The following is a 16350-nucleotide window of genomic DNA, read 5'->3' as shown; positions in this document are numbered from 1 at the left end:
ATAAAAAAGAAATTATTTCCCGAAGCTATAAGAGATTCCAAAGTTAATACCAAAAGAAGAATATGGTACTTTTTCAGATAATTGTTTACGCGCATAAGGATTTACTTCAGCAGCAGCAGCTTCCGTTAGTGTTAACTCATCAACATATAAAATTTCTTTAGAATAACCAATAGGTAAGTTATCGATAGTTGCAACAACTGTTCTGTTATTATCAGGAGTAACTATTTCAGATTTAAATTCTTGAAAAATAGCCTTATCTCTAGTAACACTTATTCCCATATACTCAAATTCAGCAAATAAAGAAACCTTGTTAGAAAGCTCGTATTTATACCCTAAAGCACCTATAAAACCTAAAGGTAAACGACCTTTGTAATCTTGAGTAAAAGTAGTTTCATTATATGTTCCGTTAGGAAAATTTCCACCACTAGGAGACGGTTGCCCTGAAATATCTTGCTTAATGTATCCTTTAGCTTCAGTTTCTCCTCCAACTTTAATTAACGCCCCAAAACGTCCATAAATATTATTAGTAAACTTGTAAACTAAAGAAGCAGAAGCTCCATAAGCTCTAGCTCTAGCAATTACATCAACATTATTTCCTGGCACAGTTACTTTTCTAATAGTTTGATCTGTTCCGTGTAAGTAACCAAAAGAAGCCTCAACACCAAAAGTGTTATCAAAAAAATATCCACCTCTTAATTGAGTATGCATACCTTCTCCATAACTACCGTAAGTGTTTTTTACTCCAGCTATGGTTGTTTCGGTACCAAACTGTACTCCTGCACTAGGTATTGAATATCCACCACTAGCAGAAACATAAAATTGTGCACTAACATTTACTGTTGCTAAAATCATAGCAAGTATTAAAATACTTTTTCTCATAATAAATTATTTGTTAATTTTAAATTGATAAAAAAAGGTTGCAAACGTAGTAAAAATCTATGACTAGCAAAACTTAAGAACTGTTAAAATATTAGTATTATTGTGGCTGAAATCAACCTAAAATTTACCCCTTTTTGAATAAAAATATTTTACATACTGAGGTTCAGAACTATATTAATGAAAATCTAAAATCAAATGTAGAACAATTAATTTTTAAGGGGAGTCCTTTTAAAGATGTTCCTATACAAGAATTAGCTAATCAAATAGTCGCAAAACAAAAATCAGAGAAAAAATTACCTACTTGGTTTCAAACAAAAAACATTTATTATCCACCAAAACTAAGTATTGAACAGACTTCTTCAGAAATAACAGCTCAATACAAGTCAGAATTAATAAAAGGAAACTCTATAGTAGATATAACAGGAGGTTTTGGGGTTGATTGTTATGCTTTTTCCAAAAAAATTAATACCGTAATCCATTGTGAAATACATCAAGAATTATCAGAGATAGTTTCATATAATAATCAGCAAATAGGGGTTTCAAATATTGAAACTATTGCAATAGACGGACTAGAGTACTTAAAAAGCACACCTCAAAGTTTTGATTGTATTTATATAGATCCTTCTAGAAGAAATGATGTAAAAGGAAAGGTTTTTTTGTTGAGTGATTGCTTACCAAATGTGCCCATAAATTTAGAATTTTTGTTTAAAAAATCAAACATCATCCTCATAAAAAACTCTCCTATTTTAGATATAACATCCACTATAAATGATTTAAAATTTGTTAAAGAAATTCATATTGTGGCTGTAAATAATGAAGTAAAAGAATTACTCTTTTTACTAAATAACAACTATAAAGAAAGAGTTAAAGTAAAAACAGTTAATTTATTAAAAAACAACAACCAAGAATTTTGTTTTTTATTAGGAAATGAATTAAGTATTGAATATTCAATACCTCAAAATTATCTTTATGAACCTAATGCCGCTATTTTAAAATCTGGGGGTTTTAAAGAAGTAGCAAACCAACAAAAAGTAAATAAATTACATCAACACTCACACTTATATACTTCTAAGGATTTGGTTGAAGAGTTTCCTGGAAGAATATTTAAAATAAATAATGTATACCCCTACAATAAGAAAAAAATAAAAAAACATATTAGTGTTCTTAAAGCAAATATAACAACTCGTAACTTCCCCAAAACTGTAGCTCAAATAAGGAAAGAAACTAAAATAAAAGAAGGTGGTGATACTTACTTATTTTTTACTACAAATCTAAAAAACGAGTTAATCATTATAGATTGCACAAAAATTTACTAGTCATTATACTATTTTTAGCTATGCACCGTTTTTAATTATAGATAGAAATAACTATCCAAAATGTACGTTTTGTTATTTAGGGGAAATAAAACGTATTAAAAGCCTTGATTTAAAGATCAAGGCTTTTATTTTACTCACCATTTTTATATACATTTGTTATTAACACAATGAAGCAAACTCATACATATCAATCCATAAAACTATCTACTAACTCCTTAGAGAGGTTTGAAGATACCCTTGTAGTAGAAGCACCACTACAAATAAATATAAATAAAGAACCCTATACTGTAGTAATGAGAACTCCTGGTAATGATGAAGAGCTACTGAGAGGATTGTTGTATGCAGAAGATATTTATAAAAAAAAAGAAAACTTAAAAATTGATTTAATTGAAAATAAAAAAGACTTTTCTACAATTTTAAACATCACTATTCCAATAGAAAAATTAGGCAAAGGATATTTGAACAAGCGTACACTATTATCTGTTTCTTCTTGTGGAATTTGTGGAAAAAAAGAATTAAAAGATTTAAAAATAGAAGGGAAATCATTAGTGTTAAAAGAAAATGAAAAGCTTAATTCAATGATTGAATCTATAGGCTCTATGTTTATGAAAATGAATAAAATGCAATTATTATTTAAGAATACTGGAGGAAGTCATGCTTGTGCTATTTTTAGTAGCAATCAAAAATTATTAACAGTTAATGAAGATATTGGTCGTCATAATGCAGTAGATAAATGTGTTGGGGATTTAATTAATAAAGAAAAGTTAAAAGAGGGTCATTATATGTTGGTTAGCGGTAGAGTTTCTTATGAAATAGTCTCTAAAGCTTTTTTAGCAAAAATACCTGTTATAATAGCAGTTTCAGCATGCTCGTCCCTAGCAGTAGACTTTGCAAAAGAATTTGGAATTTTTCTTGTTGGTTTTAGTAGAGAAAATAAAATGACGATTTATTCAAATCCGAAAATAATAGAGTAACTTTCACAAGAAAAATATGAATTAAAAAAGATTTGTATTTTAGTACTCGAAATTAATCACTAATCAATAAACATACCTATGCCTTTTATAGAAGAAGATAAGTTTAAGTTAATGCAAGAAGACTTAGACAACGCAAAATTAAAAAGAGAAGAAGCTGAAAACGAATTAAGTAGCACTCAAGAAGAATTTGTAGCATTTAAAAAAAGTTCGAGAATATTGCCTATTTTCTTAGGACTTTTCTTAGGTCTTTCATTAGGAGCAGCATATTATTTTTATACCAATGGTGGTGGTGCAATTACTAATATAGACGTAACTGCTGTAAAGAAAAAAGAAGCTAACAGAGTTATAGATAGTATTAGCAGAGCAAAAACTAAAGCTGCAAGAAATGATAACGACTCTAATAACGCATCAAACTTAAATGTAGATACAGCTTCAGATGAAATAGCAGAAAACATAACTGGAGAAACTATTTATTCTGTACAAATAGGAGTGCTTTCAAAAAACAACTACCCATTACTATCTTCTGAAGTTATTCCTTCAACAGTTACTACTAACGATGGTTATTTTAAATACTCTTTAGGGTTATTTACCACATTACAAGAGGCTAAAGATTTAAAAAAAGAATTAGTTAAAATTGGTTTTAGTGATGCCTTTGTAGCTTCCTATATAAATGGAAAACGTCAAAAAATACATAATTAATATAAAAATTTAATGCTTAACATTATTTTCAAAAGAGCACTCATAGTAAGTTTACTAATGAGTGTTCATTTTTTTTATGCACAAACACACACGGTTCCTGAACAAAAAACTCAATTAGGCTTTGGTCAAGTTGACTTCCTATCTATAAAAATGCCTGTTGGTGAACAGAATATGGATTTTACAGGGCTTCATTACAACTTAAAGTTAAATGATTGGAGTTATGCTGGGGCTGGTTTGTATGGAGCTGTTGGAGGTGTTAGAGGTGGTTTTTTCACCTTAGGTATTAATGCTGGTATTCAGAAAAAAATAACAAATCAACTTTTTATAGATACTGGTATTCATTTTGGTGGCGGTGGTGGTGCTTCGGCACCAGATGGTGGCGGTGTCTTTATACTACCACATCTTAATTTAGGGTATGATTTTAAATATTTTTCAACAACAGCTGGGTATAGTTATGTTAATTTTTTTGATGGCGGAACCATTAAAAGTAATCAATTCAATGTGGCTATACAAATCCCTTTATCATTTGAAACCGCAAAATTTAAAGACAGAGAAAATAACTTTACTATTGATGATTTAAAAAATACTTCTTGGAATACTTTAAGTAATCGAATTTCATTAATGATGCATTTAAATAATGCTAAAGTAACCAAAGGTTCCTACAAAGGAAGCACCATACGATTAGCTGGATTTGAATTAAATTCATACTTAACAGATAATATTTTCTTTTTTGTAAGAGCTGATGGTGCTTATCATGGAATTAAAGCTGGTTATATGGATACTTTTTTAGGTGGAGGGTATCATTTATCAATGAATAAAAACCGTACGAACATTTTAGCCAAATTAGGTGTTGGAGCTGGTGGTGGTGGTGGTGTTGACACTAAAGGAGGCTTTTTAATTTATCCGGATATTTCTTTAGAGCAAAAATTATTTAATAATGTATACGCTTCTATAAACAAAGGATATTTAATGAATCCTAACTCTCATTTTATTTCCTCTACTTTTGGTTTTGGTTTAAAATATTATGTAGATAGAGACGGTATTTTATCAGGTAACCAAGTGTTTACAAAAGGAAAATTTAAAGGTTTTGAAGCCATTATTAAACAAGATTTATACCTAAATGCTGCTAGAGATGGTGGATTTAATCAAGATATGCATCAAATATCACTACAGCTTAATTTTTTCTTAAACAAATGCCTTTATGCAGCAGGACAAACGTCTTTTGCTAATTTTGGAGATGCAGGCGCTTACGCAGAAGGAATTGTAGGTTTAGGAATTCAATCAAATACATTTTTTAATAATACTACTTCCATTTTTACCCAAGTATTGGGAGGTGCAGCAGGAGGTGGTGGCATTAGTACTGGCCAAGGATTAATAGTAAAACCAAGTATTGGGCTTAACCATAAATTAAATGATAAACTACATATTAGAGGAGGTTTAGGTTATGTTAAAGCCAGGGGAGGGAATTTAAGTAATACTTATATAAATATTGGATTATCGTATCGTTTTTCATTTTTAAGTGTAAAGTAATGCCTTACATAATCAAATATTAAAAAAGTCAGGTTTTGTAAAACCTGACTTTTTTAATACTGTTTATTACTTGTTCAAATTCGATATAAATTTGGTTTTATTTCTTGTAAGCTTAATTATCAAAACATTAATTAACTAATATCACTCCAAATTCCACTTGTTTTTTTAAGTTTTTCATAAGATTTTAGCAAATTACTATTTTGGGGTTTAGACAAGTTAGGGTCATTTTGTAATAAGTTAATAGCTGTTTGACGTGCAGTATGCAGTATCGGACTATCCTTAACAACATCTGCTATTTTGAGATTTAAAACTCCACTTTGTTGCGTTCCCATAATATTTCCTGGACCACGAAGTTTTAAATCTACTTCAGCTATTTTAAATCCATCTGTGGTTTCTACCATCGTTTGTAAACGAGTTTTTCCGTCAGAAGACAATTTATAACTCGACAATAAAATACAATAGCTTTGTTCAGCACCGCGCCCTACTCTACCTCGTAATTGGTGCAACTGACTCAACCCAAAACGTTCTGCACTTTCAATTACCATCACAGAAGCATTGGGTACGTTTACCCCTACTTCAATAACTGTAGTAGCCACCATAATTTGAGTATCTCCTTTGGCAAATCGTTCCATTTCATAATCTTTATCAGCGGGTTTCATTTGTCCATGAACGATACTTATTTGATACTTAGGAGCAGGAAACTCACGAGAAATACTTTCATACCCATCCATCAAGTCTTTATAGTCCATCACTTCTGATTCTTGAATTAACGGATATACTACATACGCTTGTCGCCTTTTCGCTATTTCATCTTTTAAAAACTTAAAAACCCCTAAACGATTACTATCATAACGATGTACAGTTTTAATTTCTTTACGCCCTGGAGGCAATTCATCAATCACAGAAATATCTAAATCACCATAAACGGACATTGCCAATGTTCTTGGTATAGGTGTTGCAGTCATCACCAAAATATGTGGAGGGATTGCCCTTCCATCAGAAGGACTTTTCTCCCATAATTTTCTTCTCTGCGCTACTCCAAAGCGATGTTGCTCATCAATAATAGCAATTCCTAAGTTTTTAAATTGAACTTTATCTTCTAAAATAGCATGGGTTCCTATAAGGATATGTAACGAACCATCTTTTAAACTTTCATGAATTTCTCTACGTTTTTTTGTTTTGGTAGAGCCTGTAATCAATTCAACCTTAATACCTGTATTTTCTAGAAGTTCAAGAATCCCATTATAATGCTGTGTTGCTAGAATTTCGGTTGGAGCCATAATGGTAGCTTGATAACCGTTATCGATAGCTAATAACATCGTTAATAATGCCACAATCGTTTTACCTGACCCTACATCGCCTTGTAATAATCGATTCATATGTGCTCCAGAACCTACATCTTTACGAATTTCTTTCAAAACTCGTTTTTGGGCATTTGTTAAATTGAAAGGTAAATGATTATTGTAGAAATTGGTAAACTCCTCTCCTACTTGTTCAAAAACAAAACCTTTTATTTTTGATTTTCGGATGAGTTTTCTCTGTAATAATTGTAATTGAATAAAGAATAATTCTTCAAATTTTAATCTGTATTGTGCTTTGGTTAATAATTCCTGATTTTTAGGAAAGTGAATATTTAATAAAGAGTCTTTTTTACCTAAAAACTGATATTTTTCAATAAAATAAGGAGGAAAGGTTTCTTCAATTTCATTATAGGCTTGATGAAACAAGTTTTGAATCATAGTACGCATAACCTTGTTACTCACTCCTTTCGTGCTTAATTTTTCAGTAGAAGGATACACTGGTTGCATAGCCATTTGTAGCTTACTTTTGTATTCTTTTACCGTTTCCATTTCTGGGTGTGGCATATTAGGAATACCGTTATACCAGTTTAATTTTCCATAAATAACATACGGAACATTTATTTTTAAACTATCTTTTATCCACTTTGCTCCTTTAAACCAAACCAATTCCATGGTACCTGTAGCGTCAGAAAAAGTGGCGACTAACCTACTTCCTCTTTTTTGCTTCACTGTTTTTACTCCCGTAATTTTACCAACAATTTGTACTTCAGCAGAATTTTGTTGCAACTGATTAATCGTATAAAACTGGGTTTTATCGATGTATCTAAATGGAAAAAGATGTAATAAATCATTACAGGTTTTAATACCTAGTTCGGTAAATAATAACTCTGCTCTGGCAACACTAATTCCTTTTATATATGTTACAGGCTTATTTAAATTCATTAAGAACGAAAATACAAAAAGCCATTAAAATCAACTATCTTTGCACTCTTAAATTCATCAAATGAGATTACATAGAAATTTAACGTATGCTGTTATTGATAGTTTACGTGATATATTTAACGAAGGTGTATATGCTGACAAAGCTGTAGAGAAAGCTTTAAAGAGAGATAAAAGATGGGGAGCACGTGATAGAAAGTTCGTTGCTGAAACGATATATGATATTGTTAGATGGCAACGTTTATATGCTGAAATTGCGAATGTAAAAGTACCATATGCACGTCCTGATTTATGGCGTTTGTTTGTTGTTTGGTGTGTTTTAAGAGGAGTTAAGTTACCTGATTGGAATCAAATTGAAGAGACTCCTACAAGAAGGATTAAAGGGAAATTTGATGAGTTATCTAAAATTAGAAAATTTAGAGAATCAATTCCTGATTGGATTGATGAAGTTGGAGTACAAGAATTGGGAGAAGAAGTATGGACAAAAGAAATAGCAGCTCTTAATAAACAAGCTGAAGTAATTTTACGTACTAATACATTAAACACTACAAAAGCTCATTTACAAAAGCAATTAGCTTCTGAAGGAATTGATACCGAATTTATCAAAGGGCATGATGATGCTTTACGTTTAGTAGAACGTGCTAATGTATTTAAAACTGAAGCTTTTCATAAAGGTTTCTTTGAAGTGCAAGATGCATCTTCTCAGTTAGTTGCTGCTTATTTAGATGTTGAACCAGGTATGAAAGTAGTAGATACATGTGCTGGTGCTGGTGGTAAAACACTACACTTAGCTTCATTAATGAAAAATAAAGGGCAAATTATAGCATTAGATATTTACGAGAGTAAGTTAAAAAAGCTAAAAGTTCGTGCTCGAAGAAATGGAGCCCATAATATTGATACTCGTGTAATAGACTCTACCAAAGTAATAAAGAAGTTACAAGGAAAAGCTGATAGAGTTTTAATAGATGCACCTTGCTCTGGTTTAGGAGTAATTAGAAGAAACCCAGACAGTAAATGGAAATTACAACCTGAGTTTTTAGATAAAATTCGTGGTACACAACAAGAAGTTTTGCAACAATACTCTAAAATGGTAAAATCAGGAGGAAAAATGGTATACGCTACATGTTCTGTATTGCCTTCTGAGAATCAACAACAAGTTCAATTCTTTTTAGCTTCTGATGCAGGAAAAGACTTCAAATTTGTAAAAGACGAAAAAGTACTATCGCATAAATCTGGTTTCGACGGGTTTTATATGGCACTTTTAGAAAGAAAGTAACCTGTTAAAAAGCAATATATTTAAAAAAGGCTCGGGATAATATCTCGAGCCTTTTCTTTTCAATCAACTATTAAAAACTAACTAATCACTAAACATTACCTGTTAAGTAATTATGTGTTTATATGACGCTTATTTTCTACTGTTGTTACATTAATAATACCTTTTTAACATTATTTTAGCAAAAACATAATATATTTCATATAATCAATCATATTACTTCAATGATTTATAGTATATTTTTTGTTTTGAGTTATTTATAGTTACATTTAGCAATAACTAACTAAAATATTTTTATGACAGATTCAAACAAACCCTCTACACTTTTTTGGATTATTGGAATTGCTGCCTTAGTTTGGAATGGACTAGGTGTTATGTCTTACATTGGTCAAGCTTATATGACAGATGAAGTTAAAGCTATTTTACCTGAAGCAGAAAGAGCTTTGTACAATAATGTTCCTGCTTGGGTTACCGCTGCTTTTGCTATTGCTGTTTTTGGTGGATTAATAGCTAGCGTTTTTTTACTAATGAGAAAAAAGTTAGCGAGAACTATGTTTCTACTTTCACTAATAGCTATCATAGTTCAAATGTCGTATAACTTATTTAAGAGTAAAGTAGTAGAAGTATATGGATCAGGAAGTATTATAATGCCTGTAATGGTAATTATTATAGGAGTATTTTTATTGATGTATTCGAAAAAGACTATTGCCAAAGGCTGGTTGTCATAGTCGTAAAAAGTATATAATTAAAAGCTGTCTTTTATAAGACAGTTTTTTTATTCAAATAAAACAAAAATAAACTCAGCAACGCAAGCTGGTTTTTCTTGTCCTTTTACTTCTATTACACAATCAAAGGTTAACTTTTTACCGTTGTTAAAATCTTCTATTTTTTTTACTGAGCTAATCAAACGTAACTCACTATTCACGGGTACTGGACTAGGAAAACGAACTTTATTCAATCCGTAATTTAACCCCATGGTTACACTTTTTACTTCAAATTGTTTTGAAATAAGTTCAGATAGCATAGAAACAGACATAAATCCGTGTGCAATTGTTGTTTTTGTTGGAGAATATTTAGCTGCTTTTTCTTCATCAATATGAATCCATTGTTTATCAAGTGTTGCGTTAGCAAAATCATTAATCATTTGTTGTGTCACAGTATACCACTCTCCTATTGGTAATTGTTTTCCTTTTATCTCAGAAAGTTCATCTAAATTTTTAAAAATTAATTTTTCCATACTTTTTTCTATTTATTAAAAACGTCCTTTTTAATTAGAGGAAGTTCTAGCTCATATTGTACAGCAATTGTTCTTATAATAACAATAATGCTTGCTGAAATAACAAAGAGTAAATCTTCATTCATATGTAGAGGATATAATAGCAAGTAAACAATTCCTCCTGCTAAACAGGCTGAAGCATATATTTCTTTGTGAAAAATTAATGGTATTTCGTTTGTTAATACATCTCTAATCACTCCTCCCATTACCGCAGAAGACATTCCCATAACTAAAGCAATGAATGGGTGTAAATCAAAGCTTAAGCCTTTCTGAACTCCCAATAATGTAAACACGCTTATACCAATGGTATCAAATAGAAACATGGTTTTTCTTAATGGTGCTATTTTACTTCGAAATAAGAAAGTGGCTGTAACAGCTATTAAAATTGTCCAGATATAGTTAATGTCTCCAATCCAGTTTATAGGGTGTGCATTAATAAGTACATCTCTAGTCATCCCCCCTCCTACAGCGGTAACAAAAGCTATAATAATGACTCCAAAAACATCAAATTTTTTTCTAATCGCTACTAATGCGCCACTAATAGCAAACGCAAAAGTTCCGGCAATGTCTATGGCGTAAATTACATCCATTTATATTGATATTTCAGAAAATTGTATTTGTAATGTTCTTTCAACTTCAGCTAAACGATTTCTTTCATTTTGAAGAATTAACGCTAATGAAACACCTCTTTTCCCTGCTCTTGCAGTTCTACCGCTTCGATGTGTATAGTACTCTAATTGTTCTGGTAATTGATGATGTATAACAAAAGCTAAGTTTTGAACATCAATACCTCTAGCAGAAACATCGGTAGATACTAACACTTGAAGGTTTTCATTTTTAAAAGCACGCATTACTTTATCGCGTTCTTTTTGTAGCATATCTCCTTCTAAAGCTTCCACAGAAAAACCTTCTTCTTTTAACTCTTTTGTTAGTTTTTGAGCACCTGCTTTAGTTTTTGAAAAAATAATACCTCTTTCAACATGTCTTTTTTCTAAAAACTTAATAATAATGTTTGTTTTTTCAGGAATCGTTGTGGTTACAAACTGATGTGTAATGTTTGCATTCACCAATACATTTTTGTTTACTTCAACTTGTTTTGCTGAAGCATTCATATATTTTTTTATAATACTTCGTATTTCATCAGGCATTGTTGCAGAGAACAACCATGTTTTACGAGTACCAGAAGTATATTTTAAAATACGATTTAATTCTAATTTAAACCCCATACTTAGCATTTCGTCAGCTTCATCTAACACTAAAGTGTTAATGTTTTTTAAATCCACTTCTCCCCTTTCGATTAAATCAATTAAGCGTCCTGGAGTTGCAACAATAATATGGGTAGTTCTTTTTAGATTATTTATTTGACGTTCAATTTTTTCTCCTCCATAAACAGCTTCTATAAAAATTTTATCGTCTACGTATTTCGTAAACTTAAATAGTTGTTTTTTTATTTGCTGAACCAATTCTCTCGTAGGGGATAATATTAATGCTTGAATATTGCCTTTCGAAGCATCTATTTTATGTAAAATAGGCAAACCATAAGCAGCAGTTTTACCTGTACCTGTTTGTGCTAACCCAATAAAATCTGAGTTGTTTTCAAGTAAATAAGGTATCGCTTCTTCTTGTACTTCAGTAGGAGTTATTATTCCTAATTCTTTCAACCCTTTAACATATTCTTTTCGTACTCCTAATGCTGTAAATGTTGTCATTCTCTTAAATTATTAAGCGCAAATATATTATTTCTTTTTACGGTAAAAGTAAGTTTGTAACTTCTTTCGTAATTCTTTTGGGTTTACGTGTTTTAGCATCTAATAAACAAAAGGTAGTTTGTGATTTTACCAAGAGTGTTTTGTCTCTATAAAATTCAAAATGACGTATTGATTTTATTCCTTCTGTTTTACCTACCCATGTTCTAAGTATCACTTCATCTCCTAATATTGCTTGATTTTTATAAGCTATTTCATGCCTAATAACAAACCAAACATAATCAATATTACTAGCATTTTTAGAAAGCTCTTTCCAATGAGCATCAGAAATATTTTGCATCCATTGTACATACACCACATTATTTACATGGTTGTATTCATCTATTTCTTCTGGAGTTACAAGGTGTTTTTGTTCAAATAAACTCATACCACAAACTTACAAGATTGATGTTAATTATTACTTAAATCTAACCTGCTTTTTATTTTTGATGAATAATTCACACTAATTTAGTCAGCATGAATAAAATCGCTAACGACTTAGGTACAAAAAGTATTAGTCAACTTATTTTAAAACAAGCTATTCCTGCTTCTATCGGGATTTTAGTGATGTCAATTAATATGATAGTTGATACTATTTTTGTTGGAAGATGGATTGGTGTACTCGCTATTGCTGCAATTACTGTAGTATTACCTATTGCTTTTTTAATATCATCAATAGGAATGGGAGTTGGGATTGGAGGAAGTTCTATAATTTCTAGAGCATTAGGAGCTAATAAAGAAAATAAAGCTTTTGAAGTTTTTGGGAATCAAATTTCATTAACCATTGTATTATCTATTTTATTTGTGTTAGTAGGAACATTTTTTAGCACTCCTATTTTACAACTTTTTGGGGCAAATGGAGATATTATAACACCTGCTACTGAGTATTTTGATGTAATTGTTTGGGGAGTTCCTTTTTTGGCTTTTGCAATGATGGGGAATCCTGTCATCAGAGCAGTTGGGAAACCTAATTATGCTATGCTTACTATGTTATTTCCTGCAATTGCGAATATTTTTTTAGATATTGTTTTTATCAAGTTTATGGATTTAGGAATGTTTGGTGCTGGTTTGGCTACTTCTATTTCATATGCTGTTAGTGGATTATTTATTCTATGGTTCTTTATTTCAAAAAATACACAATTAAAAATTATTCCAAAGTATTTTAAATTAAACCTTTCAATTGTAAAAGATATTGTTTCTTTAGGAGGAGTAACTGTAGTGAGACAGGGAACAATAAGCATTTTGACCATTATCTTAAACTTTTCTCTTTTTAAGTATGGAGGTGAAATTTCAATTGCAATCTATGGTATTGTTAACAGGGTTATGTTATTTGCTTTATTCCCCGTTTTAGGAGTTACACAAGGTTTTTTACCTATTGCAGGATACAATTACGGAGCCAACAACACATCAAGAGTTAAGGAAACTATAAAAATATCTATACTTTATGGTACTGGTATTGCTGTTTTAATTTTTATTATGATAATGTTATTTCCTAATGAATTGGTGGGTGTTTTTACGAAAGATGAAAAACTATTAAGCCTTACACCTAATGCATTAATCATAGCTTTTTTAGCAACACCAGTAATCACCACTCAATTAATTGGGTCTGCCTATTTTCAGGCAGCAGGTAAAGCTTTACCTGCATTGCTATTAACCCTCTTAAAACAAGGTTTCTTTTTAATACCTTTAGTGTATATTCTACCTAAATATTATGGGGTAAATGGTGTTTGGGTGTCTTTTCCAATAGCTGATGTTTTATCCACTGCAATTACTTATACTTACTTAAAAAGAGAAGTTAAGCTCAATCTAAATTAATCTAAAATGCTCTCTCCGTTCAAGTTTGTGGTTAACACATCACTCATATAATCAAAAAACGGACGTAAAGCTTTAAAAGCATCATCCACTTTTGTTAAGAATTCGGGTGCTAATACTTCTTTATCAGAAAAACGTTGAATAGCAATATAGCCTTTTTTACGAATCAAATCAATATCAGGATGCTGCTTATCAAATCCTTTAGGAGCAGTTTTAAGCTCATCTCCCTCTAGCTTACCTCCAAAATGTTTTATATAGTTTTTTTCTTTTAAAATTTCTCTAATCTCAGAAGCATCTACTTCAAACTCTTTACGGATACGAAAAAGATCTTCTTTGTTAGGCTCCCAAAACCCGCCAGCAACAAAACTATCTCCAGGAGAAATATGTAAATAATATCCTCCTCTTAATTCTGGTTTTTTTCTATGGAAAGAACCTCCAAAATGTGTTTTATAGGGTGTTTTATCTTTTGAAAAACGTACATCTCTGTAAATTCTAAACAACTTAAACTTATCAATCTCATCATGTTTATTTAAGTTTTCTTCAACCTGCTTATAAAGAGCTTTGGCATTGTTTTGAGCTTCTGTAAAACGTGATTTAAAGTCAGTAAACCATTCTCGATTATTATTTTCTTTTAAATCTTTTAAAAACTGAAGTGTTTGTTTTTCTAGTTGCATAGTAAGCGAATTTGAAATTCTAAGGTACAAAAAAACTCCACTAATTTTTAGTGGAGTTTATGCTTTATTTATCAAAAGATTACACGTTAAATCTAAAGTGCATAATATCACCATCTTTAACAATATATTCTTTTCCTTCTACTCTCATTTTACCAGCTTCTTTTACCTTTGCTTCACTACCAAATGATACATAATCATCATAACTAATAGTTTCAGCACGTATAAATCCTTTTTCAAAATCAGTATGAATAACTCCTGCTGCTTGTGGTGCTGTAGCTCCTACAGGAATTGTCCAAGCTCTTACTTCTTTAACTCCTGCTGTAAAATAAGTTTGTAAGTCTAATAACTTATAAGCTGAACGAACCAAACGAGAAACTCCTGCTTCTTCTAATCCTATATCTGCTAAGAACATTTGACGTTCTTCATAATCTTCTAACTCAGTTATATCAGCTTCAGTTCCTACTGCTAATACAATAACTTCAGCACTTTCATTTGCTACCGCTTCTTTTACCTTATCTACATAAGCATTTCCTGAAACAGCTGAATTTTCATCAACATTACAAACGTATAAAACAGGTTTTGCTGTAATAAACTGTAAAGGTTTTACAAACTCATCTTCTTTTTCAGTGAACTCAATAGAACGTATAGATTTTCCTTCTAACAAAGTAGCTTCAACTTTTAATAAAACCTCTAATTCTACCTGTGCTTCCTTATTACCTGTTTTAGCTGTTCTTTTTACACGTTCTAAACGTTTTTGAACAGTTTCTAAGTCTTTTAATTGTAATTCAATATCAATAGTTTCTTTGTCGCGGATAGGATCTACAGAACCATCCACGTGTACGATATTATCGTTGTCAAAACAACGTAATACATGTAAAATAGCATCTGTTTCACGAATATTCGCTAAAAATTGATTTCCTAAACCTTCACCTTTACTAGCTCCTTTTACTAAACCAGCAATATCTACAATCTCTACAGTTGCTGGTAAAACTCTTTCAGGATTTACTAATTCTTCTAACTTTTCTAAACGAGCATCAGGTACGTTAACCACTCCTAAATTAGGTTCAATGGTACAAAACGGAAAGTTTGCACTTTGCGCTTTTGCATTCGACAAACAGTTAAATAAGGTTGATTTTCCTACATTTGGTAATCCTACAATTCCAGCTTTCATTCTATTGTTTTATTGAAATTTTGCGAGTGCAAATATAGTATATTACTTTACTATTTACTCAAATATTAACTATTAAGACAAAACTATCTCAATTGTTTTTTATGGCTTTGTTATTTTTTTATTAATTTTAACAAAATTTAACTAATGATTAATGAGTGACTTAACAGATGAAATACTATGGAAATCATTAAAAGAAGGTGACCTTGCATCTTTTTCTATATTATTCAAGAAATTTTATGCTTCTCTATTTAATTACGGGTTAAAAATTTCTAAAGATAAAGTTTTAACAGAGGATGCTCTTCAAGATTTCTTTGTTTACATATATGAGCACAAAGAGAACTTGAGTGATCTAGATTCAATTGCTCCTTATTTATTTTCTTCGTTTAGAAGATTTATCATAAAGAAAATTAACAAAAGACAAAAACATATAATGGTTAGGCATGTAGATTCCAATATTGTGGATATTAATTTTACCGCAGAAGAATTTATTACGAACCAAGAATCAACAACTTTTAGAAATAAAAACTTAGCTTTACTTATCAACCAATTACCTAAAAGACAACGCGAAGTTATTTATTTAAAGTTTCATTGTAACCTCAAGGCGAATGAAATAGCTGAAACTATGAACATTAACTATCAAAGCGTTATCAATACTCTTCACAAAGCCATTAAGAATTTAAGAGAAGATGTAGCTATCGATAAATTATTAAATTATTAAATTCATAAATTTGTACCACTAAAAGAGTATATTTAATAATTTA

General features: G+C 30.7%; 16 protein-coding genes. 8 read left to right on the top strand and 8 right to left on the bottom strand.

The window, feature by feature from the left end; all coding sequences use genetic code 11:
- Positions 1-12: 12 nt before the first annotated feature.
- The gene (locus ACKTSW_RS04315; protein WP_408024047.1) at positions 13-879 is read right to left on the bottom strand and encodes an outer membrane beta-barrel protein; all 867 of its coding nucleotides are present in this window, start codon (positions 877-879) and stop codon (positions 13-15) included.
- 134 nt (positions 880-1013) lie between these two features.
- On the opposite strand from ACKTSW_RS04315, the gene ACKTSW_RS04310 reads away from it, so the two are divergent.
- From ACKTSW_RS04310 to ACKTSW_RS04295, 4 genes are all read left to right on the top strand, one after another.
- Positions 1014-2195: a class I SAM-dependent methyltransferase gene (locus ACKTSW_RS04310; protein WP_408024046.1), complete on the top strand. Its 1182-nt coding sequence runs from the start codon at positions 1014-1016 to the stop codon at positions 2193-2195.
- 167 nt (positions 2196-2362) lie between these two features.
- Positions 2363-3169 carry a formate dehydrogenase accessory sulfurtransferase FdhD gene (gene fdhD, locus ACKTSW_RS04305; RefSeq protein ID WP_408024045.1) on the top strand — a complete coding sequence of 269 codons (807 nt, stop codon included), beginning with the start codon at positions 2363-2365 and terminating at the stop codon, positions 3167-3169.
- A gap of 78 nt (positions 3170-3247) precedes the next feature.
- The gene (locus tag ACKTSW_RS04300; RefSeq protein ID WP_408024044.1) at positions 3248-3868 is read left to right on the top strand and encodes a hypothetical protein; all 621 of its coding nucleotides are present in this window, start codon (positions 3248-3250) and stop codon (positions 3866-3868) included.
- Between the two features lie 57 nt (positions 3869-3925).
- A complete protein-coding gene (locus tag ACKTSW_RS04295; protein ID WP_408024043.1) occupies positions 3926-5398 on the top strand; it encodes a hypothetical protein in 1473 nt (490 codons plus the stop codon).
- Positions 5399-5529: 131 nt separating this feature from the next.
- Here the strand turns inward: ACKTSW_RS04295 and recG are convergent, their stop codons facing one another.
- Positions 5530-7641 carry an ATP-dependent DNA helicase RecG gene (recG, locus tag ACKTSW_RS04290; protein WP_408024042.1) on the bottom strand — a complete coding sequence of 704 codons (2112 nt, stop codon included), beginning with the start codon at positions 7639-7641 and terminating at the stop codon, positions 5530-5532.
- A 61-nt stretch (positions 7642-7702) separates the two neighbouring features.
- Between recG and ACKTSW_RS04285 the strand changes: the two genes are divergently transcribed.
- Positions 7703-8914: an RsmB/NOP family class I SAM-dependent RNA methyltransferase gene (locus tag ACKTSW_RS04285; RefSeq protein ID WP_408024041.1), complete on the top strand. Its 1212-nt coding sequence runs from the start codon at positions 7703-7705 to the stop codon at positions 8912-8914.
- Positions 8915-9207: 293 nt separating this feature from the next.
- Positions 9208-9639, top strand: coding sequence for a hypothetical protein (locus ACKTSW_RS04280; protein WP_408024040.1), 432 nt, complete (start codon positions 9208-9210; stop codon positions 9637-9639).
- Between the two features lie 47 nt (positions 9640-9686).
- On the opposite strand, the gene ACKTSW_RS04275 is transcribed toward ACKTSW_RS04280, so the two are convergent.
- From ACKTSW_RS04275 to ACKTSW_RS04260, 4 genes are read right to left on the bottom strand one after another with little or no spacing between them, the layout of a single operon-like run.
- Positions 9687-10148, bottom strand: a complete 462-nt coding sequence (locus tag ACKTSW_RS04275) for a MaoC family dehydratase (RefSeq protein ID WP_408024039.1) — start codon at positions 10146-10148, stop codon at positions 9687-9689.
- 8 nt (positions 10149-10156) lie between these two features.
- Positions 10157-10777 (bottom strand): trimeric intracellular cation channel family protein, encoded by a 621-nt coding sequence (locus tag ACKTSW_RS04270; RefSeq protein WP_408024038.1) that lies wholly within the window; start codon positions 10775-10777, stop codon positions 10157-10159.
- Positions 10778-11896 carry a DEAD/DEAH box helicase gene (locus ACKTSW_RS04265; RefSeq protein WP_408024037.1) on the bottom strand — a complete coding sequence of 373 codons (1119 nt, stop codon included), beginning with the start codon at positions 11894-11896 and terminating at the stop codon, positions 10778-10780.
- 37 nt (positions 11897-11933) lie between these two features.
- Complete coding sequence (locus ACKTSW_RS04260) at positions 11934-12320, bottom strand: acyl-CoA thioesterase (protein ID WP_408024036.1); 387 nt, start codon at positions 12318-12320, stop codon at positions 11934-11936.
- Between the two features lie 89 nt (positions 12321-12409).
- Here ACKTSW_RS04260 and ACKTSW_RS04255 point away from each other — a divergent pair, with 89 nt between their 5' ends.
- Positions 12410-13747, top strand: coding sequence for an MATE family efflux transporter (locus tag ACKTSW_RS04255; RefSeq protein WP_408024035.1), 1338 nt, complete (start codon positions 12410-12412; stop codon positions 13745-13747).
- Here ACKTSW_RS04255 and ACKTSW_RS04250 read toward each other — a convergent pair.
- Together ACKTSW_RS04250 and ychF are read right to left on the bottom strand one after the other, a co-directional pair.
- Positions 13744-14418 carry a DUF2461 domain-containing protein gene (locus ACKTSW_RS04250; protein ID WP_408024034.1) on the bottom strand — a complete coding sequence of 225 codons (675 nt, stop codon included), beginning with the start codon at positions 14416-14418 and terminating at the stop codon, positions 13744-13746. The genes ACKTSW_RS04255 and ACKTSW_RS04250 overlap by 4 nt on opposite strands.
- 79 nt (positions 14419-14497) lie before the next feature.
- Positions 14498-15589 (bottom strand): redox-regulated ATPase YchF, encoded by a 1092-nt coding sequence (gene ychF, locus ACKTSW_RS04245; RefSeq protein ID WP_408024033.1) that lies wholly within the window; start codon positions 15587-15589, stop codon positions 14498-14500.
- Positions 15590-15740: 151 nt separating this feature from the next.
- Here ychF and ACKTSW_RS04240 point away from each other — a divergent pair, with 151 nt between their 5' ends.
- Positions 15741-16307, top strand: coding sequence for an RNA polymerase sigma factor (locus ACKTSW_RS04240; RefSeq protein ID WP_408024032.1), 567 nt, complete (start codon positions 15741-15743; stop codon positions 16305-16307).
- Positions 16308-16350 lie beyond the last annotated feature (43 nt).

The sequence above is a fragment of the Tenacibaculum sediminilitoris genome (genome assembly GCF_964513795.1).
Lineage (GTDB): Bacteria > Bacteroidota > Bacteroidia > Flavobacteriales > Flavobacteriaceae > Polaribacter > Polaribacter sediminilitoris.
The sequence above is the reverse complement of the archived record's forward strand: the minus strand, read 5'-3'. Positions and strand labels throughout refer to the sequence as shown.

Excerpts from the sequence above, each read along its gene's own strand:
- ACKTSW_RS04300 (WP_408024044.1), top strand. The coding sequence starts at position 3,248 with ATGCCTTTTATAGAAGAAGATAAGTTTAAGTTAATGCAAGAAGACTTA.
- ACKTSW_RS04315 (WP_408024047.1), bottom strand. The coding sequence starts at position 879 with ATGAGAAAAAGTATTTTAATACTTGCTATGATTTTAGCAACAGTAAAT.
- ACKTSW_RS04250 (WP_408024034.1), bottom strand. The coding sequence starts at position 14,418 with ATGCAACTAGAAAAACAAACACTTCAGTTTTTAAAAGATTTAAAAGAA.
- ychF (WP_408024033.1), bottom strand. The coding sequence starts at position 15,589 with ATGAAAGCTGGAATTGTAGGATTACCAAATGTAGGAAAATCAACCTTA.
- ACKTSW_RS04265 (WP_408024037.1), bottom strand. The coding sequence starts at position 11,896 with ATGACAACATTTACAGCATTAGGAGTACGAAAAGAATATGTTAAAGGG.
- ACKTSW_RS04285 (WP_408024041.1), top strand. The coding sequence starts at position 7,703 with ATGAGATTACATAGAAATTTAACGTATGCTGTTATTGATAGTTTACGT.
- ACKTSW_RS04240 (WP_408024032.1), top strand. The coding sequence starts at position 15,741 with ATGAGTGACTTAACAGATGAAATACTATGGAAATCATTAAAAGAAGGT.
- ACKTSW_RS04260 (WP_408024036.1), bottom strand. The coding sequence starts at position 12,320 with ATGAGTTTATTTGAACAAAAACACCTTGTAACTCCAGAAGAAATAGAT.
- ACKTSW_RS04295 (WP_408024043.1), top strand. The coding sequence starts at position 3,926 with ATGAGTGTTCATTTTTTTTATGCACAAACACACACGGTTCCTGAACAA.
- recG (WP_408024042.1), bottom strand. The coding sequence starts at position 7,641 with ATGAATTTAAATAAGCCTGTAACATATATAAAAGGAATTAGTGTTGCC.
- ACKTSW_RS04270 (WP_408024038.1), bottom strand. The coding sequence starts at position 10,777 with ATGGATGTAATTTACGCCATAGACATTGCCGGAACTTTTGCGTTTGCT.
- fdhD (WP_408024045.1), top strand. The coding sequence starts at position 2,363 with ATGAAGCAAACTCATACATATCAATCCATAAAACTATCTACTAACTCC.
- ACKTSW_RS04255 (WP_408024035.1), top strand. The coding sequence starts at position 12,410 with ATGAATAAAATCGCTAACGACTTAGGTACAAAAAGTATTAGTCAACTT.
- ACKTSW_RS04280 (WP_408024040.1), top strand. The coding sequence starts at position 9,208 with ATGACAGATTCAAACAAACCCTCTACACTTTTTTGGATTATTGGAATT.
- ACKTSW_RS04275 (WP_408024039.1), bottom strand. The coding sequence starts at position 10,148 with ATGGAAAAATTAATTTTTAAAAATTTAGATGAACTTTCTGAGATAAAA.